The 20,938-nt window shown below is 61.5% G+C and carries 16 protein-coding genes; 15 read left to right on the top strand and 1 reads right to left on the bottom strand.

Going from position 1 to position 20,938, the window contains the following annotated elements:
• Positions 1 to 65: 65 nt before the first annotated feature.
• The gene (phhA, locus tag AC1DRN_RS11030) at positions 66 to 851 is read right to left on the bottom strand and encodes a phenylalanine 4-monooxygenase (RefSeq protein ID WP_223461301.1); all 786 of its coding nucleotides are present in this window, start codon (positions 849 to 851) and stop codon (positions 66 to 68) included.
• 371 nt (positions 852 to 1,222) lie between these two features.
• On the opposite strand from phhA, the gene AC1DRN_RS11025 reads away from it, so the two are divergent.
• From AC1DRN_RS11025 to AC1DRN_RS10955, 15 genes are all read left to right on the top strand, one after another.
• Positions 1,223 to 2,782 carry a sigma-54-dependent phenylalanine hydroxylase transcriptional regulator PhhR gene (locus AC1DRN_RS11025; protein ID WP_008021363.1) on the top strand — a complete coding sequence of 520 codons (1,560 nt, stop codon included), beginning with the start codon at positions 1,223 to 1,225 and terminating at the stop codon, positions 2,780 to 2,782.
• Between the two features lie 351 nt (positions 2,783 to 3,133).
• Positions 3,134 to 3,874: a flagellar basal body rod protein FlgF gene (locus AC1DRN_RS11020; RefSeq protein ID WP_085717038.1), complete on the top strand. Its 741-nt coding sequence runs from the start codon at positions 3,134 to 3,136 to the stop codon at positions 3,872 to 3,874.
• A gap of 45 nt (positions 3,875 to 3,919) precedes the next feature.
• Positions 3,920 to 4,705, top strand: a complete 786-nt coding sequence (gene flgG / locus AC1DRN_RS11015; protein ID WP_007975316.1) for a flagellar basal-body rod protein FlgG — start codon at positions 3,920 to 3,922, stop codon at positions 4,703 to 4,705.
• Between the two features lie 52 nt (positions 4,706 to 4,757).
• Positions 4,758 to 5,453: a flagellar basal body L-ring protein FlgH gene (gene flgH, locus AC1DRN_RS11010; protein WP_223461303.1), complete on the top strand. Its 696-nt coding sequence runs from the start codon at positions 4,758 to 4,760 to the stop codon at positions 5,451 to 5,453.
• Between the two features lie 18 nt (positions 5,454 to 5,471).
• Positions 5,472 to 6,581 carry a flagellar basal body P-ring protein FlgI gene (locus tag AC1DRN_RS11005; RefSeq protein WP_223461460.1) on the top strand — a complete coding sequence of 370 codons (1,110 nt, stop codon included), beginning with the start codon at positions 5,472 to 5,474 and terminating at the stop codon, positions 6,579 to 6,581.
• Positions 6,582 to 6,592: 11 nt separating this feature from the next.
• Positions 6,593 to 7,879, top strand: a complete 1,287-nt coding sequence (flgJ, locus tag AC1DRN_RS11000; protein ID WP_223461306.1) for a flagellar assembly peptidoglycan hydrolase FlgJ — start codon at positions 6,593 to 6,595, stop codon at positions 7,877 to 7,879.
• 23 nt (positions 7,880 to 7,902) lie between these two features.
• Positions 7,903 to 9,948, top strand: a complete 2,046-nt coding sequence (gene flgK, locus AC1DRN_RS10995) for a flagellar hook-associated protein FlgK (protein ID WP_223461308.1) — start codon at positions 7,903 to 7,905, stop codon at positions 9,946 to 9,948.
• A gap of 13 nt (positions 9,949 to 9,961) precedes the next feature.
• Positions 9,962 to 11,533, top strand: coding sequence for a flagellar hook-associated protein 3 (locus AC1DRN_RS10990; protein ID WP_223461310.1), 1,572 nt, complete (start codon positions 9,962 to 9,964; stop codon positions 11,531 to 11,533).
• 115 nt (positions 11,534 to 11,648) lie between these two features.
• Positions 11,649 to 15,242: a glycosyltransferase gene (locus tag AC1DRN_RS10985; RefSeq protein WP_223461312.1), complete on the top strand. Its 3,594-nt coding sequence runs from the start codon at positions 11,649 to 11,651 to the stop codon at positions 15,240 to 15,242.
• A gap of 277 nt (positions 15,243 to 15,519) precedes the next feature.
• Positions 15,520 to 16,293 (top strand): glucose-1-phosphate cytidylyltransferase, encoded by a 774-nt coding sequence (gene rfbF, locus AC1DRN_RS10980; RefSeq protein ID WP_223461314.1) that lies wholly within the window; start codon positions 15,520 to 15,522, stop codon positions 16,291 to 16,293.
• Complete coding sequence (rfbG, locus tag AC1DRN_RS10975) at positions 16,275 to 17,357, top strand: CDP-glucose 4,6-dehydratase (RefSeq protein ID WP_223461316.1); 1,083 nt, start codon at positions 16,275 to 16,277, stop codon at positions 17,355 to 17,357. The genes rfbF and rfbG overlap by 19 nt, the downstream gene beginning before the upstream one ends.
• Complete coding sequence (locus AC1DRN_RS10970; RefSeq protein ID WP_223461319.1) at positions 17,354 to 17,914, top strand: dTDP-4-dehydrorhamnose 3,5-epimerase family protein; 561 nt, start codon at positions 17,354 to 17,356, stop codon at positions 17,912 to 17,914. The genes rfbG and AC1DRN_RS10970 overlap by 4 nt, the downstream gene beginning before the upstream one ends.
• Positions 17,911 to 19,137 (top strand): class I SAM-dependent methyltransferase, encoded by a 1,227-nt coding sequence (locus AC1DRN_RS10965; RefSeq protein ID WP_223461321.1) that lies wholly within the window; start codon positions 17,911 to 17,913, stop codon positions 19,135 to 19,137. Before AC1DRN_RS10970 ends, AC1DRN_RS10965 begins: the two co-directional genes overlap by 4 nt.
• Positions 19,134 to 20,255, top strand: coding sequence for a DegT/DnrJ/EryC1/StrS family aminotransferase (locus AC1DRN_RS10960; protein WP_223461323.1), 1,122 nt, complete (start codon positions 19,134 to 19,136; stop codon positions 20,253 to 20,255). The genes AC1DRN_RS10965 and AC1DRN_RS10960 overlap by 4 nt, the downstream gene beginning before the upstream one ends.
• A complete protein-coding gene (locus tag AC1DRN_RS10955) occupies positions 20,252 to 20,917 on the top strand; it encodes an acetyltransferase (protein ID WP_223461325.1) in 666 nt (221 codons plus the stop codon). The genes AC1DRN_RS10960 and AC1DRN_RS10955 overlap by 4 nt, the downstream gene beginning before the upstream one ends.
• Positions 20,918 to 20,938 lie beyond the last annotated feature (21 nt).

The following is a 20,938-nucleotide window of genomic DNA, read 5'->3' as shown; positions in this document are numbered from 1 at the left end:
AGTACCGTCACGCTAAACCAAAGCGACGGTGACTGACAGACTCACTTGTCAGCAAAAGTCGCGGTTCACGCAGCCTTTGGCGGAAATTTCGGTGTGTGCAGACCCATCTGCATCGCGTGCTTGACCATGCCCATGATGTCTTCGTGAGCGAGGTCGAAAAGGCGCTTGAGGTTCGGCAGAACGAAATACAGGGGTTGCAGGATGTCGATGCGGTAAGGCGTGCGCATGCATTCCAGCGGGTCGAAGGCTTGATGTTCAGGCTCGTTCGACAGGCTGTAGACGGTCTCTTTCGGTGAAGACAGAATGCCGCCGCCGTAGATGCGCTGGCCTTGCGGGGTGTCGACCAGGCCGAATTCGATGGTCATCCAGTACAGCCGCGCCAGGTACACGCGCTCTTCCTTGGTCGCCTTGAGGCCGAGTTTGCCGTAGGTGTGGGTGAATTCAGCGAACCACGGGTTGGTCAGCAGCGGGCAGTGACCAAAGATCTCGTGGAAAATGTCCGGCTCTTGCAGGTAGTCCAGTTCTTCGCGGGTACGAATGAAGGTCGCCACCGGAAACTGCTTGCTGGCCAGCAATTCGAAAAAGGTCTGGAAGGGAATCAGTGCGGGAACCCGGGCAACCTGCCAGCCGGTGGTTTCACCGAGGACCTTGTTGATTTCGCCGAGTTGAGGAATGCGGTCGTGGGGCAGACCGAGTTTTTCGATACCGTCCAGGTACTCCTGGCACGCACGCCCTTCGATCACTTTCAGTTGACGAGTGATCAGCGTGTTCCACACCGCGTGTTCTTCGGCGGGGTAGTCGATAAAACCTTGCGCATCGGGCTCGCGAGCCACGTATTGCGTCTGCTTCATGCTGCTCTCCTGCTAGGGGATTTCGTTCTTGTTATGTACTGCTATGGACCTAGAAGTACTCCAAGGATTGCACTGTTGCAGCAGGTGCCCGGCGTCATGTGCGGCGAAACCCCTCAATTATCGTAAAGTTTTCGTTACGTATCGGCCGTTGTCGCGCAGATGTTGAGATTGGCGGGTGGGAAAAGCCCTACATCTGTCACATAATCTTGACGACTATCTGAGCGCCTAATCAGAAAAGTCGGGCGCTAACCCTGTGGGAGCCAGCCTGCTGGCGATAGCGGTGTGTCATTCGACATCAATAGGGCCTGATGCGACGCCATCGCCAGCAGGCTGGCTCCCACAGGTCAATCATCGTTTATCAGGTCTTTTTTATGCGTATCAAAGTCCATTGCCAGAACCGCATCGGCATCCTGCGCGACATTCTCAATCTGCTGGTGGAGTACGGGATCAACGTGGCCCGCGGTGAGGTGGGCGGTGAGCATGGCAACGCCATCTACCTGCATTGCCCGAACCTGATCAACATTCAGTTCCAGGCCTTGCGTCCGAAATTCGAAGCGATTGCCGGGGTCTTTGGCGTCAAGCGTGTAGGGCTGATGCCCAGCGAGCGTCGGCACATGGAGCTCAATGCACTGCTCGGTGCGCTGGAGTTTCCGGTGCTGTCGATCGACATGGGCGGCTCCATCGTCGCGGCCAACCGTGCGGCGGCGCAGTTGCTCGGGGTGCGGGTCGACGAGGTGCCGGGGATTCCCCTGTCGCGGTACGCCGAAGATTTCGATTTGCCGGAACTGGTGCGCGCCAACAAGTCGCGGATCAACGGGCTGCGGGTCAAGGTCAAGGGTGACGTGTTCCTGGCCGACATCGCGCCGCTGCAATCGGAGCATGACGACAGTGAAGCCATGGCCGGTGCGGTGCTGACGCTGCACCGCGCCGACCGGGTGGGCGAGCGCATCTACAACGTGCGCAAGCAGGAATTGCGTGGCTTCGACAGCATCTTCCAAAGCTCGAAAGTCATGGCCGCGGTGGTGCGCGAAGCCCGGCGCATGGCGCCACTCGATGCACCGCTATTGATAGAAGGCGAAACCGGCACCGGCAAAGAGTTGCTGGCGCGGGCCTGCCATCTGGCCAGTCCTCGTGGGCAGTCGCCATTGATGGCGCTCAATTGCGCCGGTCTGCCGGAATCCATGGCCGAGACGGAATTGTTCGGCTATGGCCCTGGTGCCTTTGAAGGGGCGCGAGCCGAGGGCAAGCTCGGGCTGCTGGAATTGACGGCGGGCGGCACGCTGTTTCTCGATGGCGTCGGGGAAATGAGCCCGCGCTTGCAGGTGAAACTGCTGCGTTTCCTGCAGGACGGTTGCTTCCGTCGCGTGGGCAGCGATGAAGAGGTCTACCTCGACGTGCGGGTGATCTGCGCGACCCAGGTCGACCTGTCCGAGCTGTGCGCTCGCGGTGAGTTCCGCCAGGACCTCTATCACCGCTTGAATGTGTTGTCGCTGCACATTCCGCCGCTGCGCGAGTGCCTCGACGGCTTGACGCCGCTGGTGGAGCACTTCCTCGATCAGGCCAGCCGGCAGATTGGTTGCCCGTTGCCGAAACTGGCCCCGGCGGCCATGGAACGGCTCAGCCACTACCATTGGCCGGGCAATGTGCGGCAACTGGAGAATGTGCTGTTCCAGGCGGTTTCCCTGTGCGACGGCGGCACGGTCAAGGCCGAGCACATTCGTTTGCCGGACTATGGCGTGCGCCAGCCCCTTGGCGATTTTTCGCTCGAAGGCGGACTGGATGAAATTGTCGGGCGTTTCGAAAAAGCCGTGTTGGAGCGGCTGTATTCCGAGCATCCGAGTAGCCGGCAACTGGGCAAGCGGTTGGGTGTTTCGCATACCACCATTGCCAACAAGTTGCGTGAGTATGAGGTGGGCAAGACTGAGTCATAGCTGAGGCCTGCTGCGTTTGTGCTGGCCTCATCGTCGGAACGCCGCCCGGAGCAAGCTCGCTCCCACAATGGTTCATCGGCGGACACACAATCTGTGATCACCTAATAACCCTGTGGGAGCAAGCTTGCTCGCGATGGCGGTTGTGGCCATGGCCCAAGGTCAATCCTTGCCACCCACCGGCATGACACCGCCGGTTTTTCGTCTCCGATACAAATCCCTCATCCCCTCTGAATCCCCAAAGTCCTTTGTTTGCCGGGCCTGGCGCCGCCAAAAACAAGTTGGTCTGCAAATTGCTTATGGCTCAGCAGTACAGCAGTGGACGGCAAACGTCCGGCAGGCAGAGGAAAGAGTGTGGACAAGTACCTTTATGTGGCAATGACCGGCGCCAGCCAGAATGCACTGGCGCAAAAGGCTCATGCCAACAACCTCGCGAACATCTCCACCAACGGCTTCCAGAAAGACCTGGAGCAGGCCCGTTCGATGCCGGTGTTCGGTGACAGCTTTCCGGCGCGTGCGTTTGCCATGTCCGAACGCCCGGCCACCGATTTCTCCCCTGGCTCACTGGTGGAAACCGGCCGCGACCTCGACGTTGCCGTGCAAGGCAACGGCTGGATTGCCGTACAGACTCCCGATGGCGGTGAAAGCTACGTGCGCACCGGCAGCCTGAACGTTGACGCCCTGGGCGTGCTGCGCGCCGGCAACGGCATGCCGGTCATGGGCAATGGCGGGCCGATTGCCGTGCCGCCGGAGCAGCAGATCGAAGTCGGCGAGGACGGCACCATCAGCATCCGCGCGATGGGCGAAGGTCCCCGGGTGATGGCTGAAGTCGACCGCATCAAGCTGGTCAACCCGGACCTCAAGAACATGACCAAAGGCCTGGATGGTTCGATCCACACCAAGGACGGCAAGCCGGCGCAGGCCGATGCCGGCGTCAAGCTGGTGTCCGGGTTCCTCGAGTCGAGCAACGTCAATGCCGTGGAAGAGATGACCTCGGTACTGGCTTTGTCCAAGCAGTTCGAACTGCACATCAAGATGATGAACACCGCCAAAGACGATGACCAGGCCATGGCTCGGGTCTTGCAGATCAGCTAATTACCAGAACGTCGCGCCGTAAAACAGGCGCACGAGGAGAATCGAATGCTTCCGGCTCTATGGGTTGCCAAAACAGGTCTGTCCGCCCAGGACACCAACCTGACCACCATTTCCAACAACCTGGCCAACGTGTCGACCACGGGTTTCAAACGTGACCGCGCCGAGTTCCAGGACCTGCTCTACCAGATCAAGCGCCAGCCAGGCGCCCAGTCGACCCAGGACAGCGAACTGCCGTCGGGTCTGCAACTGGGTACCGGTGTGCGCATCGTCGGCACCCAGAAAAACTTCACCGCCGGCAGCCTGCAAACCACCGAGCAGCCACTGGACATGGCCATCGACGGTCGCGGTTTCTTCCAGATCCTGCAACCGGACGGCACCACGTCCTACACCCGTGACGGTACCTTCCACCTGGACTCCAACGGCCAGATCGTCAACGCCAGCGGCTTTGCCCTGGAGCCGGCGATTGTCATTCCAAACGACGCGCAGACCTTCACGGTCGGTCGCGACGGCACTGTGTCCATCACCGTTGCCGGCAACCCGGCTGCCCAGGTGATCGGCAACCTGCAAACCGCCGACTTCATCAACCCGGCCGGCCTGCAGGCAGTGGGCAACAACCTGTTCCTGGAAACCGCCGCCAGTGGCGCGCCGCAAGTCGGCACTCCGGGCCTGAACGGTTTCGGCACCACGCTGCAGAACACCCTGGAAACGTCCAACGTCAGCACCGTTGAGGAGATGGTCAACATGATTACCACCCAGCGCGCCTACGAGATGAACTCCAAGGTGATCTCCACCGCCGACCAGATGCTCTCGTTCGTAACGCAGAATCTGTAATCAAGTCTATGGGGCGGCCATGAGGCTGCCTGCAACACCGTGAGGTAGGGTCATGAATCGCTTTGTATCTGTTCTGGCACTGAGTGGGATCACCGCGCTCGCAGGTTGCGTGCCTGCGACGCCCAAGCCCAATGACCCTTACTACGCTCCGGTGTTGCCGCGCACGCCGTTGCCGGCGGCGGCGAACAACGGCTCGATCTACCAGGCCGGTTTCGAACAGAACCTCTACAGCGACCGCAAGGCGTTCCGGGTCGGTGACATCATCACCATCACCCTGAACGAAAGGACCCAGGCCAGCAAAAACGCCAACTCGCAAATTGGCAAGAACAGCAAGGCCAACATCGGCCTGACCTCGTTGTTCGGCTCCACCCCCAACACCAATAATCCGTTTGGCAGTGGTGACCTGAGTCTGGACGCCAGCTATGAAGGCGACCGCGCGACCAAGGGCGACAGCAAGGCAGCCCAGGGCAACACCCTGACCGGCTCGATCACCGTGACCGTCGCCGATGTGCTGCCCAACGGCATCATTGCGGTACGCGGCGAAAAGTGGATGACCCTCAACACCGGCGATGAGCTGGTGCGGATTGCCGGCCTGGTTCGCGCCGATGACATCGCTACCGACAACACCGTGTCGTCGACCCGTGTCGCCGATGCGCGCATCACCTACTCGGGCACCGGTTCGTTTGCCGATGCGAGTCAGCCAGGCTGGTTCGACCGTTTCTTCCTCAGCCCGCTGTTCCCTTTCTAGGTGGCTTTCCAGTTGAGCATGTTGAACTTCAAACACCTTATGGTGGCCGCCTTGATGCTGTCGGCAGCCTTCAACGTTCAAGCCGAGCGCCTGAAGGACATCGCCAGCATTTCCGGCGTGCGTTCCAACCAATTGATCGGTTACGGCCTGGTGGTCGGGCTTAACGGCACCGGTGACCAGACGACGCAAACCCCGTTCACCCTGCAGACCTTCAACAACATGCTCTCGCAGTTCGGCATCAAGGTGCCGCCGGGTTCGGGCAACGTGCAGTTGAAGAACGTCGCGGCCGTGTCGATCAGTGCCGATTTGCCGGCGTTCGCCAAGCCGGGTCAACAGGTCGACATCACCGTTTCGTCCATCGGTAACTCCAAGAGCCTGCGTGGCGGCACCTTGCTGCTGACACCGCTCAAGGGTATCGACGGCAACGTCTATGCGGTGGCCCAGGGCAACCTGGTGGTCGGTGGTTTCGATGCGGAAGGGCGAGACGGCTCGAAGATCACCGTCAACGTTCCGTCGGCCGGTCGCATCCCCGGTGGTGCCTCGGTGGAGCGTGCGGTACCGAGCGGTTTCAACCAGGGCAACAGCCTGACGCTGAACCTCAACCGTTCCGACTTCACCACCGCCAAGCGCGTCGTCGACAAGATCAACAACATGCTCGGCCCTGGCGTGGCTCAGGCCATCGACGGCGGTTCGATTCGCGTCACCGCGCCGCTCGATCCGAGCCAGCGGGTCGACTATCTGTCGATCCTGGAAAACCTCGAAATCGATCCAGGTCAGGCGGTGGCGAAAGTCATCATCAACTCCCGTACCGGCACCATCGTGATCGGCCAGAACGTCAAGGTTTCCCCGGCCGCCGTGACCCACGGCAGCCTGACCGTGACCATCACCGAAGACCCGATCGTCAGCCAGCCCGGCCCTCTGTCCAATGGCACGACAGCGGTTGTGCCGCGTTCGAAGGTCAATGCCCAGCAGGAAGCCAAGCCGATGTTCAAGTTCGGCCCGGGCACCACCCTCGACGAGATCGTGCGGGCGGTGAACCAGGTCGGCGCGGCACCGGGTGACTTGATGGCCATCCTCGAAGCGCTGAAGCAGGCAGGCGCCCTGCAAGCCGACCTGATCGTGATCTGAGGACGGCCATCGTGGATATGCGCAAGAGCGGTCTGGTCAGCAGCAGCGATTCGGGCTCCTATTCGGACCTCAATCGTCTGAGTCAGCTCAAGGTCGGCGACAAGAACAGCGACGGCAACATGCGCAAGGTGGCGCAGGAGTTCGAATCGCTGTTCCTCGGTGAGATGCTCAAGTCGATGCGCTCGGCCACTGAAGCGCTGGGGCAGGACAATCCGCTGAACACGCCGGCGGCCAAGCAGTATCAGGAAATGTACGACCAGCAACTGGCCGTTTCCATGTCCCGCGAGGGCGGTGGTATCGGCCTGGCTGACGTGTTGATGCGCCAGATGTCGAAGAACAAGCCATTGGCGCCGGGCGAGGCGGCCGCCGCGTCGCTGGCCAGGCAAGAGGCAGCCAGGACAGCCGTGCAAACGCCGGTGGCGGCAGGCACGGTCGCAATCAACGGGCCGCTGTCGCGAGTCAATGGACAGCGTCCATTGTGGGCTTCGCGATCGGTTCATGCGTCGCAGGAAGCAGGCGAGGGTGCTCATCGCAATGACATGGCGCTGATCAATCAGCGGCGCTTGGCTCTGCCGCCGAAATTGGCAGATCGGTTGTTGGCCGGGTTGGTGCCTTCGGCGACGACCGCCGCAGTAACAGTCAACGCAACCCAATTGCCGCAACGCACGACCACCACCGGTACCGGTCCGTTGTACAACGGCGACTGGCTGGCCAGCGCGCAGCAAGCCTCCAGCGGCGGCATGCAGATCTACGGTCGCGCCATGGCGCAGATTCCTCTGGCGCCGGCGAAGAAAGCCTTCAGTTCCGCCGACCAGTTCGTCAACACCATGTTGCCGATGGCCAGGGAAGCTGCGGCCCGGATCGGTGTCGACCCACGTTACCTGGTGGCCCAGGCGGCCCTGGAAACCGGTTGGGGCAAGTCGGTCATGCGCCAGCAGGATGGCAGCAGCAGCCACAACCTGTTCGGCATCAAGGCCGGCACTAGCTGGCAGGGCAATTCGGCGCGGGCGATCACCAGCGAATTCAGGGACGGGCAGATGGTCAAGGAGACGGCCGAGTTCCGCTCCTACGACTCCTACAAGGACAGTTTCCATGACCTTGTGACTTTGCTGCAGACCAATAATCGCTATCAAGATGTCGTGAAGTCGGCCGATAACCCAGAACAGTTTGTACGCGAGTTGCAGAAGGCCGGTTACGCAACCGACCCGGACTACGCAAGCAAGATTTCGCAGATAGCCAGGCAGATGACGAGTTACCAGAACTACGCTGCGGCAGGCGTTTCCACCACGCCTTTATAGGCACAAGGTATAAGGTCTGAATCATGAGTTTGCTCAATATCGGGATGTCGGGGCTCAGTGCTGGCCATAACTCGTTGGTGACGACCGGCAACAACATTGCCAACGTCGACACCGCCGGGTACTCGCGCCAGCAGTCTGTGCAGAGCACCAAAGGCTCGATTCAGTACGGCAACGTGTTTATCGGCACCGGCACGACGCTGGCCGATGTGCGCCGCGTGTATAACACCTACCTCGATTCGCAGCTGCGTACCGCAACTTCGCTCAACAGTGAAGCCGCGTCGTACAACGCTCAGGCCACACCGCTGGACGCCACGCTTTCCGATACCAATACCGGGCTGACCGGTGTGCTGCAAAAGTTCTTCACGTCGATGCAGGGCGTTGCGACGTCGGCCACCGACGACACGTCGCGCCAGTCGGTGCTGACCGGTGCCCAGGCTCTGTCCAGCCGCTTCAATTCGATTGCCAAGCAGTTGAATGACCAGAACACCAACCTGAATGGCAATCTTGGGGACATGGCGGACCAGGTGAACAAGCTGTCCTCCAAGATTGCCACGCTCAACCAGAAGATTTCCGAACTCTCCACCGGCACCAACCAGCCAAACGACCTGCTGGACTCGCGCAACGAAGCCGTGCGCCAACTGTCCGAGCTGGTCGGTACCCAGGTGGTCGAGCGTGGCAACAGCTACGACATCTACATCGGCAGCGGTCAGCCACTGGTGGTCGGCAACACCACCAATACGCTGCAAACCGTACCGGGCAAGGATGATCCATCGCGCATGGCGCTGCAGCTCAACCGTGGCTCCAGCACCATCGACGTGACCTCGGTGGTCAGCGGCGGTGAGATCGGTGGCCTGCTGACTTACCGCAAGGAAGTGCTCGACCCTTCGCTCAATGAGCTGGGGCGCGTGGCGCTGGTGGTGGCCGACCAGATCAACAGCCAGCAGGCGCAAGGGATCGACAAGAACGGTGATTTCGGCGCGGCGATCTTCAACAACATCAACAGTGCCGCCCTGGTCAGTCAGCGCAGCATTGCGGCGGCGGGCAACAGTGCCGGCTCCGGCAACCTGGATGTCACCATCAAGGACACCGGCAAGCTGACCACCAGCGACTATCAGGTGACGTTCACCAGCGCCACCGACTACACCGTCAAGCGCTCTGACGGCACCGACATGGGCGCGTTCAGCACCACGACGACCCCGGTCCCGGTGATCGACGGCTTCAGCCTGAGCCTCAATGGCGGTGCGTTGAGCGCCGGCGATTCGTTCAAGGTGACACCGACCCGCGGCGCGGCGGCCAGTATCCAGACCGTGCTCAGCGACCCGAAAAAAATCGCTGCCGCAGCACCCTTGACCGGCGTGACCAGTGCCAACAACACCGGCACCTACACCCAGCCGACGCTGACCAGCACCATCGATATCTACAACCCGGCGGCCCAGGCAGAAATGCAGACCGCGCTCAAGTACTCGACGCCGGTCAAGCTGGTGTTCGGGACGGCCAGCGGCGGTAGCCAGAGCTACAACATGGTCGATGCCAAGGGCAACTCGATCGGCACCGGCAACATCGTTCCCGGCCAGAGCAACACCCTGAACCTGAAAGTGGGCATGGTCGATGCCAGCGGTGCGCCGGTCATGGACACCAGTGTCACCCCGGCCGTGCAGAAGACCTTCACCGTGCAAACCACGGTCGGCGCCACGCCTGCCAGCGGCGAAAGCTTCACCATCAACCTGACCGGCGCGGCGTCTTCGGACAACCGCAACGCCCAGGCACTGGTCGGTCTGCAAACCAGGCAGACCGTAGACACCGGCACGGCGAGCAAGGGCATCAGCCTGACCGATGCCTACAACAAGCTGGTGACCAACGTCGGCGCCAAGGCTGCCCAGGGCAAGTCCGACAGCGACGCTACCACGGCGATCCTGGACAACGCCAAAGGGGCGCGGGATTCGAACTCAGGGGTCGACCTGGATGAAGAAACCGGCAACCTGGTCAAGTACCAGCAGTACTACACCGCGTCTTCGCAGATCATCAAGGCTGCGCAGGAAATTTTCACCACGCTGATCAACAGCCTTTAAGGAGTCGTAATTCATGCGCATTTCCACCGCCCAGTATTACGAAATCACCGCTGCCAACTACCAGCGCAACTTCAACAAGGCCATCGCTACCAGCAACGAAGCCAGCAGCCTGACCCGCATCAACACCGCCGCCGATGATCCGATCGGCGCCGGTCGTTTGCTGGAGCTGGGTCAGCAGAGCGCGATGCTTGAACAGTACGGCACCAACATCGACACCACCAAGAATGCGTTGAGCCTGCAGGAAACGACGCTCGACTCCATCGGTACTGCTTTGCAGCGCGCCAAGGAACTGGCCCTCGCCGCCAGCAACGGCATTGCCACCGACGCGGACCGCAAGGCTTATGCGTCGGAGTTGGGCCAGATCCAGCAACAAGTGCTGGGCCTGATGAACGCCAAGGATGCCAACGGCAACTATGTGTTCTCCGGTTCGAAAACCGACACCGCGCCTTACTCGCAGAACTCGGACGGCACCTACAGCTACAACGGTGACCAGACCACCATCGACCTTGGCATTGGCGATGGCATGACGGTCGGGACCAACACCACTGGCTGGAGTGCGTTCCAGCAGACCATCAACACCAGTCGCACCCAGACCACCATGACCGCGCCGGCGGTGGATGACGGTCGCGTGGTGTTGTCCAACGGCACGGTCGGCACCAGCTCTACCTACAACGCAAAGTTCACGGGCGGCCAGCCCTACACCGTCAGTTTCCTCAGCAGCACCCAATTGAAGATCACCGACTCGCTGGGCAACGACGTGACTGCCGAAGCCAGTCAGAACGGCCTGATCAGCAACTCCAACGGTGCCAACCAGACGGTCAGTTTCCGTGGCGTCGACCTGAAGCTGAACATCAACCTCAAACCCGGTGATACCAACCCGGATGCGGTGATCGCCGGTCACAGCTTCAATCTGTCTTCCACGTCGGACACCTTCAACACCTCGCGCAGCGCCGGTAACCCGTCGACCGCGGTCATCACCGGTTCCAGCGTGACCAACCCGACGGATTACACCAACGCCTTCCCGTCGGGCGGGGCGATCCTCAAGTTCACCAGCGCCACCAATTTCGACCTGTATGCCGCGCCGATCACTGCCGACAGCAAGCCGGTGTCGTCGGGCACCGTAGCCGGCGGCAACGCCACTGCTGCGGGTGTGACGTTTGCCCTGGGCGGTGGCGCCCCGGCGTCCGGCGACCAGTTCGTGATTCAGTCCAACAACCATCAGACCCAGAACGTGCTCGACACTCTGGGCCAGATGATCGCCGCGCTGAACACGCCAATCGATGGCGACCCGGTGGCCAAGCAGAAATTTCTGGGCACCATGGAGTCGGGAATGGGCAACATCGACAGTGCGGCCAACCAGATCGGCTCGGCCATCACCACGATAGGTGCTCGCGGTCAGGCGCTGGATAACCAGGCTGCGACCAACGAGAGCCTGACCCTGGCGAACAAAGCGAGCCAGTCGTCGATTCGCGATTCGGACCCGGCCGAAGTCATGACTCGCCTGACCTTGCAGCAGACCATGTTGCAGGCGGCGCAGCTGGCATTCAGCAAGATTTCCCAGCTGGGCCTGTTCAACAAGATCTGACGGTGGTCGGGCGCGCAGGTGCCCGATAGCCTTGCCCCTTCAGTATTTATCGTCTTTTTTGCGGTAACAAAGGGCTCGCTTTTCAGGGCGGGCTCGCGCCGCCTGTGAGCCCGCCGTGAATTCACTTCCGCTTGTCAGCCTGGTCATTCCCGCCTTCAATCCTCGCTTTTTCAGTCGTGCCTTGCACACGGCTGTGAACCAGAGCTACGGCAATCTGGAGATCATCGTTTGCGATGACAGTCGCGGTCACGAGATCGAAGACTTCGTGGCTTCGGTGGTTGAGCAGGGCGCGACCGTGCGCTATGTGCGTAACCCGCGCACCCTGGGGCTGGTGGGTAACCTGCAAGCCTGCCTGGAAGTGGCGCAAGGCGAGTACATCAAGATTCTGTGTGATGACGATCAGTTGTTCTCGGCCTGCATCGAGCGTCAGGCCCAGGTGCTGATCGATTGTGCCGACGTCAATCTGGTCGTGGCCCAGCGCCTGCTCTGGGATGCCGACGACATGCCACTGCCGTCGCGCCTCGAAAACACTCCGCTGTCCCCGGTGGGCGGAGTGTTCAAGGGCGAGGACCTGCTGGCGATCTTCGAAAACTTCCCGGTCAACATCCTCGGCGGCTTCAGCAACGCGATGTTCCGGCGGGCTGACGTGCTCGAGCTGTTCCCGGCACTGACGCAGCCCGGCCATTGCTTCGTCGCGACCCTCGACTTTGCCTTGTACGTCTGCCTGATGCGGCGCGGCAATCTGGCGGTGTCCAATCATGTGCTCGGCGTCGAGCGCCTGTACCCCGAACGTCTGAGCAGCCAGCAGTCGATGAAAGACGCGGCCGAAACCGAGCGGCAATGGCTGTCGCAGATGCTCAAGGCCCGTGGCGGCGAATCTGCGCCGGCCCAGGGCTGGGTGCGCTATGTGCCACTGACGAAAGTGGACGAGTCACCGCGGGTTTGGGAAGAGTTGCCGCTGAGCAGGACCCTGGGCACCAAGCAGACCACCCAGGATTGGCATGTCGGCATCGCCAGTGTCAGTTTTGCGCAACTGTATGCCCAGTGGCTGGCGTGCCGCACGCTTACCGACGGTCAGCGCGAGTTGCTGACGGATACGCTGGAGGCTTGGCCATCCAGACCCAAAATCGTTCCGGTCATCATCGACGAGCAAGGCAGCCGTTCGGCGCTGGAGCTTACCCTGCAATCGCTGGCGGATCAGGATTACGCCCCTGAACTGACACTGGTGCTGTCGGCATCTTGCACTGAAGCCGAGCTGGACGAGCGAGTCTTCCGCTTGCCGTTGCAGGACGACTGGCAGCAGCAGATCAACACCCTGTTGCCGCAACTGGAGGGCATTGGCTGGTTCTATCTGCTGCGCGCCGGTGATCGCCTGGTGGCGCCGGCATTGCTGGTCATGGCCGAGCGGATTGCGTTGTCGCGCACGCTGACCTGCCTGTACAGCGACGAAGGTGGGCTGCATCAGGGTGAGTCGGCCGAGCCTGCGTTCAAACCGGATTTCAACCTGGACCTCATGCGCAGCTATCCCTACGTGGGGCGAGCGTTGGCATTCGAGCGCGAGCAATTCCTGGCGCTGGGCGGGTTCGATTCGGCGTACGGCGAACTGGCGCCTCACGATGTGTTGTGGCGCATGGTCGAGAGTGCTGGCACGCACGTGGTCGGGCACATTTCGGAGGTGCTGCTGGAGTCGGCGTTCGACCTGGCCAAATGGCTGTCGCAGGCGCAAGTGATGGACACCAATCCGCGGTTGCTCGAGGCACACTTGCAGCGCCTGGGAGTCGCCCACGACATTCGTGAGGGCAGTTCGGCGCTGCTCAATCGAGTCGACTATCGGCATGCTGATCGGCCGCTGGTGTCGATCGTGATCGTCAGCAAGGACCAGACCCTGGCATTGCAACGTTGTGTCGAGAGTCTGTTGGAGAAAACGGCCTACGGCGAATACGAGTTGCTGTTGGTGGACAGCGGCAGCGAGAGCGCCGAGGCGCTTGACTGGTTCGCCGGCATGGCGCAATTGGGCAGCGAGCGGATCCGGGTGCTGCGCTGCGAGTTGCAGGGTAATGCGGCGGCGGTGCGCAATTTCGCCGCGCAGCAGGCCGCTGGCGACTACGTTCTGATGCTCAACCCCTACACGGTGATCACCCAGGGCGAATGGCTGGGCGAGCTGCTCAATCATGCGCAACGTCCGGAAGTCGGCGTGGTAGGCGCCAAGCTGTTCAACCCCGATGGCCGCGTGCTGCATGCCGGCCTGATACTCGGGTTGCAAGGGCCGGCCGGGGTGCCGTTCCATGGTGAGACGCTGCACGCAGCGGGCTACATGTACCGCTTGCAGGTCGCTCACAATTTCAGTGCGGTCGGCGGCGATTGCCTGATGGTGCGCAAGTCTGTCTTTGATGCAGTCGGTGGCCTGGATGAACAGGACCTGGCGCAGTCCCTCAACGAAGTGGACCTGTGTTTGCGCGTCGGTCAGGAAGGTTATCTGGTGGTCTGGACGCCTCACGCGCAACTGGCATTGGGTGCGCAGCCGGCGGTGGTTGCGCAAGAGGGTGACCAGGCCCGGAGCGAGCAGGAGCAGGAAGCTTTCTATAAACGCTGGCTGCCGATAGTGGCCCGTGATCCGGCCTACAACGCCAACCTGGCGCTGCAAGGTTTGGGTGGGGCGAGCTTCAGTCTCGAGCCCGGCCTGCGCTCCGGTTGGAGCCCGTTTTCCAAGGCTCAGCTGCCGAAGATTCTCGCGTTGCCGGTCAATGCGTCCGCCATCGGCCATTACCGGGTCACGCAACCGCTGATCGAGCTGGAGGCCGCCGGCAGGGCGCACGGACGCATTCATTACAACCTGCCGACCATCATCGAAGTCGAGCGTCATTCGCCTGACGTGATCATCCTGCAGGGGCGCTATTCCGAAGGTCCGATCAACGAAATCCCGAGCCTGCAAAAATACTCCAGCGCGCGACGTATTTATGAGCTCGATGACTTCGTGATCAACGTTCCGCACCGCAATGCGCATATCCGCAATATGCCGGGCAAGGACGAAATGGAAAAACTGGTGCGGCGCGCCATCGGCATGTGCGATCGCGTGGTGGTCTCCACCGAACCGCTGGGTAATGCGCTGTCGGACATGCATCACGACATTCGCGTAGTGCCCAACATGTTGGCCTCGCACTTGTGGACCGATCTGCGCAGTCAGCGCCGCACGTCGAAAAAGCCCCGGGTCGGTTGGGGCGGCGGCACCAGCCACCACGGTGACCTGGCGGTGATCGCCGATGTGGTTCGCGAACTGGCCAATGAAGTCGACTGGGTGTTCTTCGGCATGTGCCCGGACGATCTGCGCCCGTACATGCATGAGTTTCATGGGGTGATCGGGCTGGACGTCTACCCGGCCAAGCTGGCCAGCCTGAACCTGGATCTGGCATTGGCGCCGTTGGAGTTCCACATTTTCAACGACTGCAAGAGCAACCTGCGCTTGCTGGAGTATGGCGCTTGCGGTTACCCGGTGATCTGCACCGACACCGAGGCCTATCGCGGCTACCTGCCGTGCACCCGGATCAAGACCAACTCTACGGATGAATGGCTGCAAGCGATCCGCATGCACCTGGCCGATCCGGACGCCAGCTATCGCATGGGTGATGAGTTGCGCGAGATCGTGCTGCGTGACTACGTGCTGCGCGGCGACAATTTACGCTACTGGGAAAATGGCTGGCTGGCGGACTGACAGTCCGCAACCATCCCGACCGGGCAGGCGACGCTGAGTCGCCTGCCTTTTTTTTGCCGCCAGACTTTGCGACTTGGCTCGAAGTGGCCGCTGCGCTTTGCCCGGTAGCGGATTGAAATAGCTGGCGCGTTTCCTGCAAGTCCCCCTCATATCGCCATAAAACGAGCACTTCCGGTGAGCCCGGACGTGCCCTGAACGGCGGCAGGTTTAACCCGGATGGCCCGAAAAAGCTTGATACAGCTTGGCTGAGCCCTGTGACGAACAAGAGAGGAAGGGGATGAAGGCAGTTATTTTGGCGGGTGGCCTGGGTACGCGGATCAGCGAGGAGTCGCACCTCAAGCCCAAGCCAATGATCGAGGTCGGCGGCAAGCCAATTCTCTGGCACATCATGAAACAGTACTCCGCTCACGGGATCCACGATTTCGTGATCTGCCTTGGCTACAAGGGCTATGCGATCAAGGACTTCTTCGCCAACTACTTTCTGCATACCTCCGACGTCACGTTCGACATGCGTAACAACCGCATGGATGTTCACCAGAACTACAGCGAGCCATGGCGCGTCACGCTGATCGACACAGGGGAAGAGACCATGACCGGCGGCCGTTTACGCCGCGCCCGACGCTACCTCGAAGACGAACAGGCGTTCTGCTTTACCTACGGTGACGGCGTGTCGGACCTCAATATCGGTGCATTGGTGGATTTCCATCTCAAGCACGGAAAGCTGGCGACCGTCACCGCGGTACAACCACCCGGCCGGTATGGCGCGCTCAATCGCGATGGTGACAAAGTCCTGGGTTTCACCGAAAAGCCACGCGGTGATGGTGGCTGGATCAACGGCGGGTTCTTCGTCCTCTCGCCCAAGGTGTTGCCGCTGATCGAAGGCGACGAGACCTCGTGGGAGTCCGGGCCGCTGGATGGTCTGGCCGAGCGCGACGAGCTCATGGCGTTCCAGCACGATGGTTTCTGGCAACCGATGGACACCTTGCGTGACAAAAACCACCTCGAGGCGTTGTGGCAGAGCGGGGAGGCCCCATGGAAGCAATGGGACTGAGCCCGCAATTCTGGCGCGGCAAGCGGGTGCTGGTCACCGGCCACACCGGTTTCAAGGGCAGTTGGCTGACGTTGTGGCTGCAAAGCCTGGGTGCCGAAGTCAGCGGGTTTTCCCTCGACCCGTCCACCGAGCCGAGTCTGTTCGAACTGGCGCGGGTGCATGAAGGCATCAATGATCAGCGCGGCGACTTGCGTGACCTGGGCGCTTTGCTGGAACTGATCGCCGAGACCCGGCCGGAAATTGTCCTGCACCTGGCGGCACAGCCGCTGGTGCGCGAAGGTTATCGCGACCCGTTGGGCACGTACTCCAGCAACGTCATGGGCACCCTCAACCTGCTCGAAGCAATCCGTCAGGTCGGCGGCGTGCGTGCTTGTGTGCTGGTGACCACTGACAAGGTCTACGCCAATCAGGAATGGCTGTGGCCGTACCGCGAAAACGAAGCGCTGGGCGGTCACGATCCCTACAGCAGCAGCAAGGCGTGCTGCGAATTGCTCGCGCAATCCTATGCCGCCTCATTCTTTGCGCCTGAAAAGCATGCCGAGCATGGTCTGGCGTTGGCCACGGCGCGTGCCGGCAACGTACTCGGTGGTGGCGATTTCGCCCCGGAGCGGTTGATTCCCGACGTGCTGCGGGCATGGTCGGCGGACGAGCCCGTGACCTTGCGCTATCCGCTGGCAGTGCGCCCGTGGCAGCACGCACTGGAACCGCTGGCCGGTTATCTGCAACTGGCTGCCGGGCTGTATGAGCAAGGTCCGGAATTCGCCGGAGCGTGGAACTTCGGCCCGAGTGAGGCAGATATGTGCAGCGTCGGCGAAGTGGTCGAGTTGCTCGCCAATCGTTGGCCTCAAGCGCGGGGTCTGCGGATCGAACCGAGTGACCTGCATGAAGCAGGCCTGCTGCGCCTGGACAGCAGTCGCGCTCGTCAATTGCTGGCCTGGAAACCCCGCTGGTCGTTGCAGCAATGCCTGACTCAGACCCTGGATTGGCATTTGGCGTGGCAGACCGGTGACGACATGCGCACGGTCACCCTGCAGCAGCTCAACCTGTACCGAGGCGCGTTGTGAGCGAGTTTCTGTTGAAGGTGCTGCCGTTGAACGGGTTGTTCAGCGTCCAGCACAAACGCTTCGAGGACGAGCGCGGGCACTTTTCCCGGTTGTTTTGCGAGGGCAGCCTCAGTGCGTTTGGCCAGGCGTTTCATATCCGCCAGATCAATCACTCCTGCACCCGCGAACGCGGCAGCGTGCGTGGCCTGCATTACCAGAATGCCCGCGCGCCGGAAGCCAAGTTGATCACCTGCCTGCGCGGTGAAGTCTGGGATGTCGCGGTGGATTTGCGCCCCGACTCCGAGACCTTCCTGCACTGGCACGCCGAACACTTGCGTGCCGGCGATGGCCGCAGCCTGTTGATTCCGGCCGGGTTCGCCCATGGCTTCCAGACCCTGAGCGCCGACGCCGAGCTGCTTTACCTGCACAGCAACGACTACACGCCGGAACACGAAGGTGGTTTGTCGGTGCTCGATCCACGGCTGGCGATTGCCTGGCCATTGCCTGTCAATAATCTGTCGGTGCGCGATGCCAGTCATCCAGCGCTCGATGAACACTTCGCCGGAGTGCGTCTATGAACTGCCGTGGTTGCGCCACTGCGCTGACCCTGCCGCTGATCGACCTGGGCACCTCGCCGCCGTCCAATGCCTACGTGCGGGTCGACCAGCTGGAACAGGCTGAACAATGGGTGCCGCTGAAGGTTGCCGTGTGCCAGCAATGCTGGCTGGTGCAAACCGAGGATTACACCAGCGCCGACAGCCTGTTCGATGCCGAGTACGCCTATTTCAGTTCGTTCTCCAGCACCTGGCTGGCCCATGCCGAGCGTTATGTGGCCGAGATGGTCGAACGCTTCGGCCTGAACGCCGACAGCCATGTGGTGGAAGTCGCCGCCAACGACGGTTACCTGTTGCAGTACGTGGCCAGGCGCGGCATCCCTTGCCTGGGCGTCGAGCCGACCCGCAGCACCGCGCAAGCGGCGCGGGAAAAAGGCCTGGAGATTCGTGAACTGTTTTTCGGTCGCGACACCGCCGCGCAGTTGAAAAGCGAAGGCTGGGGCGCCGACCTGATGGCTGCCAACAACGTGCTGGCGCATGTGCCGGACATCAACGATTTTCTCGGTGGTTTTGCGACCCAGCTCAAACCGACCGGCGTGGCAACGTTTGAGTTTCCGCAACTGCTGACCCTAATGGCCGGCCAGCAGTTCGACACGCTGTACCACGAGCACTATTCCTATCTGTCGTTGACCTCCGTGCAAACCCTCTGCGCGCGCAACGGCCTTGAAGTGTTCGACGTCAGCCAGTTGCCGACCCATGGCGGCTCGCTGCGGGTGTTCGTGCAGCGCATGGACGGCGAACGCCGTGAAGTGCTGCCGGCGGTGCAACAGCAGTTGCAGGCCGAACTCGCCGCTGGGGTGAAAACCCCCGAGTACTACGCGACCCTCGCCCCGGCGGCCGAACGCATCAAGCACGAACTGCTGCGCTTCCTGTTGCAGGCCAAGGCTGACGGTAAGCGTGTGGTCGGCTACGGCGCCGCCGCCAAGGGCAATACCTTACTCAACTACGCGGGGGTCAAGCCGGACCTGCTGGCCTGGGTGGCCGATGCCAACCCGCACAAGCAAGGCAAATACCTGCCCGGTAGCCGCATTCCGATCGTGTCGCCGGCCCGGATCGACATCGAAAAACCGGACTACGTGCTGGTACTGCCGTGGAACCTGCTGGATGAGATCACCCAGGCTTTTGCCGGCATCCGTGCATGGGACGGTCGTTTTGTCATTGCCATTCCCGAGTTGATCATTCGATGAGCCGAATTCATTACACCAAACCCAGTGTCGGCGAGCTGGAAGCTGACTACGTACTCGATGCCGTCCGCCATGGTTGGGGAGAGCGCTGCTACGAGTACCTGACGCGCTTCGAAAAGTCCTTTGCCGAGCACGTGGGTGCGACGTACGCGATTGCCACGTCCAGTTGCACCGGTGCGCTGCACATGGGCATGGCGGCGCTGGGCATCGGTGCCGGCGATGAGGTGATCCTCGCCGATACCAACTGGATCGCCTCGGCCGCGCCCATTACCTATCTGGGCGCGACGCCGGTGTTCGTCGACGTGCTGGCCGACAGTTGGTGCCTCGACCCGCAGCAGGTTCGCCAGGCGATCACCCCACGAACCAAAGCGATTCTGGCGGTGCACCTCTACGGCAATCTCTGCGACATGGATGCGTTGCTGGCCATCGGTCGCGAGTTTGGCCTGCCGGTCATCGAAGACGCCGCCGAGGCGATTGGCTCGCAGTGGCGCGGTCAGGCCGCCGGTTCGCTGGGGGCGTTCGGCGCGTTTTCCTTTCACGGCACCAAGACCATGACCACCGGCGAAGGCGGGATCTTCGTGACGTCGGACAAGGCCCTGTATGACCGCGTACTGACCCTGTCCAATCATGGCCGGGTGGCGGGCAGCAGCAAACAGTTCTGGCCGCATTTCCTCGGTTTCAAATACAAGATGAGCAACCTGCAAGCGGCCGTCGGTTGCGCACAGGTCGAGCGGATCGACGAGTTGATCGAGCGCAAGCGTGCGATCTTCGCCCACTACGCCGAGGCGCTGGCGTCGTTGCCGGGCTTGTCCATGAACCCTGAGCCCGAACATGCGCGCAACGGTTACTGGATGCCCACCGTGGTCTTTGACCGCGAGCTGGGGATCACGCGGGAGATGTTGATCGCCGCCTTCCAGGCCGCCGATATCGATGCGCGGGTGTTCTTCTGGCCGCTGTCGTCCTTGCCGATGTTCAGCGAACTGACGGCTGACTCGCCCGTGGCGCATGCACTGCCGGAGCGCGCGATCAATCTGCCGAGTTACCACGACATGACCGATGACGATCAGCACCGGGTCATCGAGGTGCTGCGCGCGCTGGTACTCAAAAGGACCCGGCTATGAAGGTTTACCTGCTGGGGGCGGCCAATCCTGAAGCGGTACGGATGATCCTCACCCTGCAACGCAGCCAGCCGGACGTGCAGTTCGCCTTTCTCGATAACGATCCGGCCAAGCAAGGCACGCTGTTTCATGGCGTGCCGGTGGTGGGTGGTACCGACAAGGTGGCCGAGCTGAAAGGCCCCGACACACGCTTTGTCAATTTGATCACCGGCAGCACGGCGCTGCGTTACCGGACCACCTGCGAGATCGTCGAGGCCGGTGGCACCCTGGGCAACTTCATCCACCCGGGCATCGATCTGACGATGATCACCATGGGCGTCGGCACCTATCTGCAAGAGGGCGTGATCCTGCAGGCGCAAGTCAGCCTGGGTGACAACACCAGTATCAGTGCCGGCAGCGTCGTCGGGCATGAAGGGCAGGTCGGCCATTCGGTGTTCATGGCACCGGGTGTCTGCATTGCCGGTTGTGTCGAGATCGGTGACGGCACCTTCATCGGCACCAACGCCACGATCCTGCCGCGATTGCGCATCGGTCGTTGGGTCACCATCGGTGCGGGCGCCGTGGTGACCAGGGACGTTCCAGACTATGCGGTTGTGGTGGGCAGCCCCGCCAGGACCATCAAGACCAATCCTGCTTCCTTTCAAGACGGTCGGGTTTTCAAGTAACCACCGCGACTAATTTCCGGA

The organism is Pseudomonas sp. P5_B3 (assembly GCF_056400405.1).
Note: the sequence above shows the minus strand (reverse complement) of the source record. Positions and strands in the feature narration are given on the sequence as shown.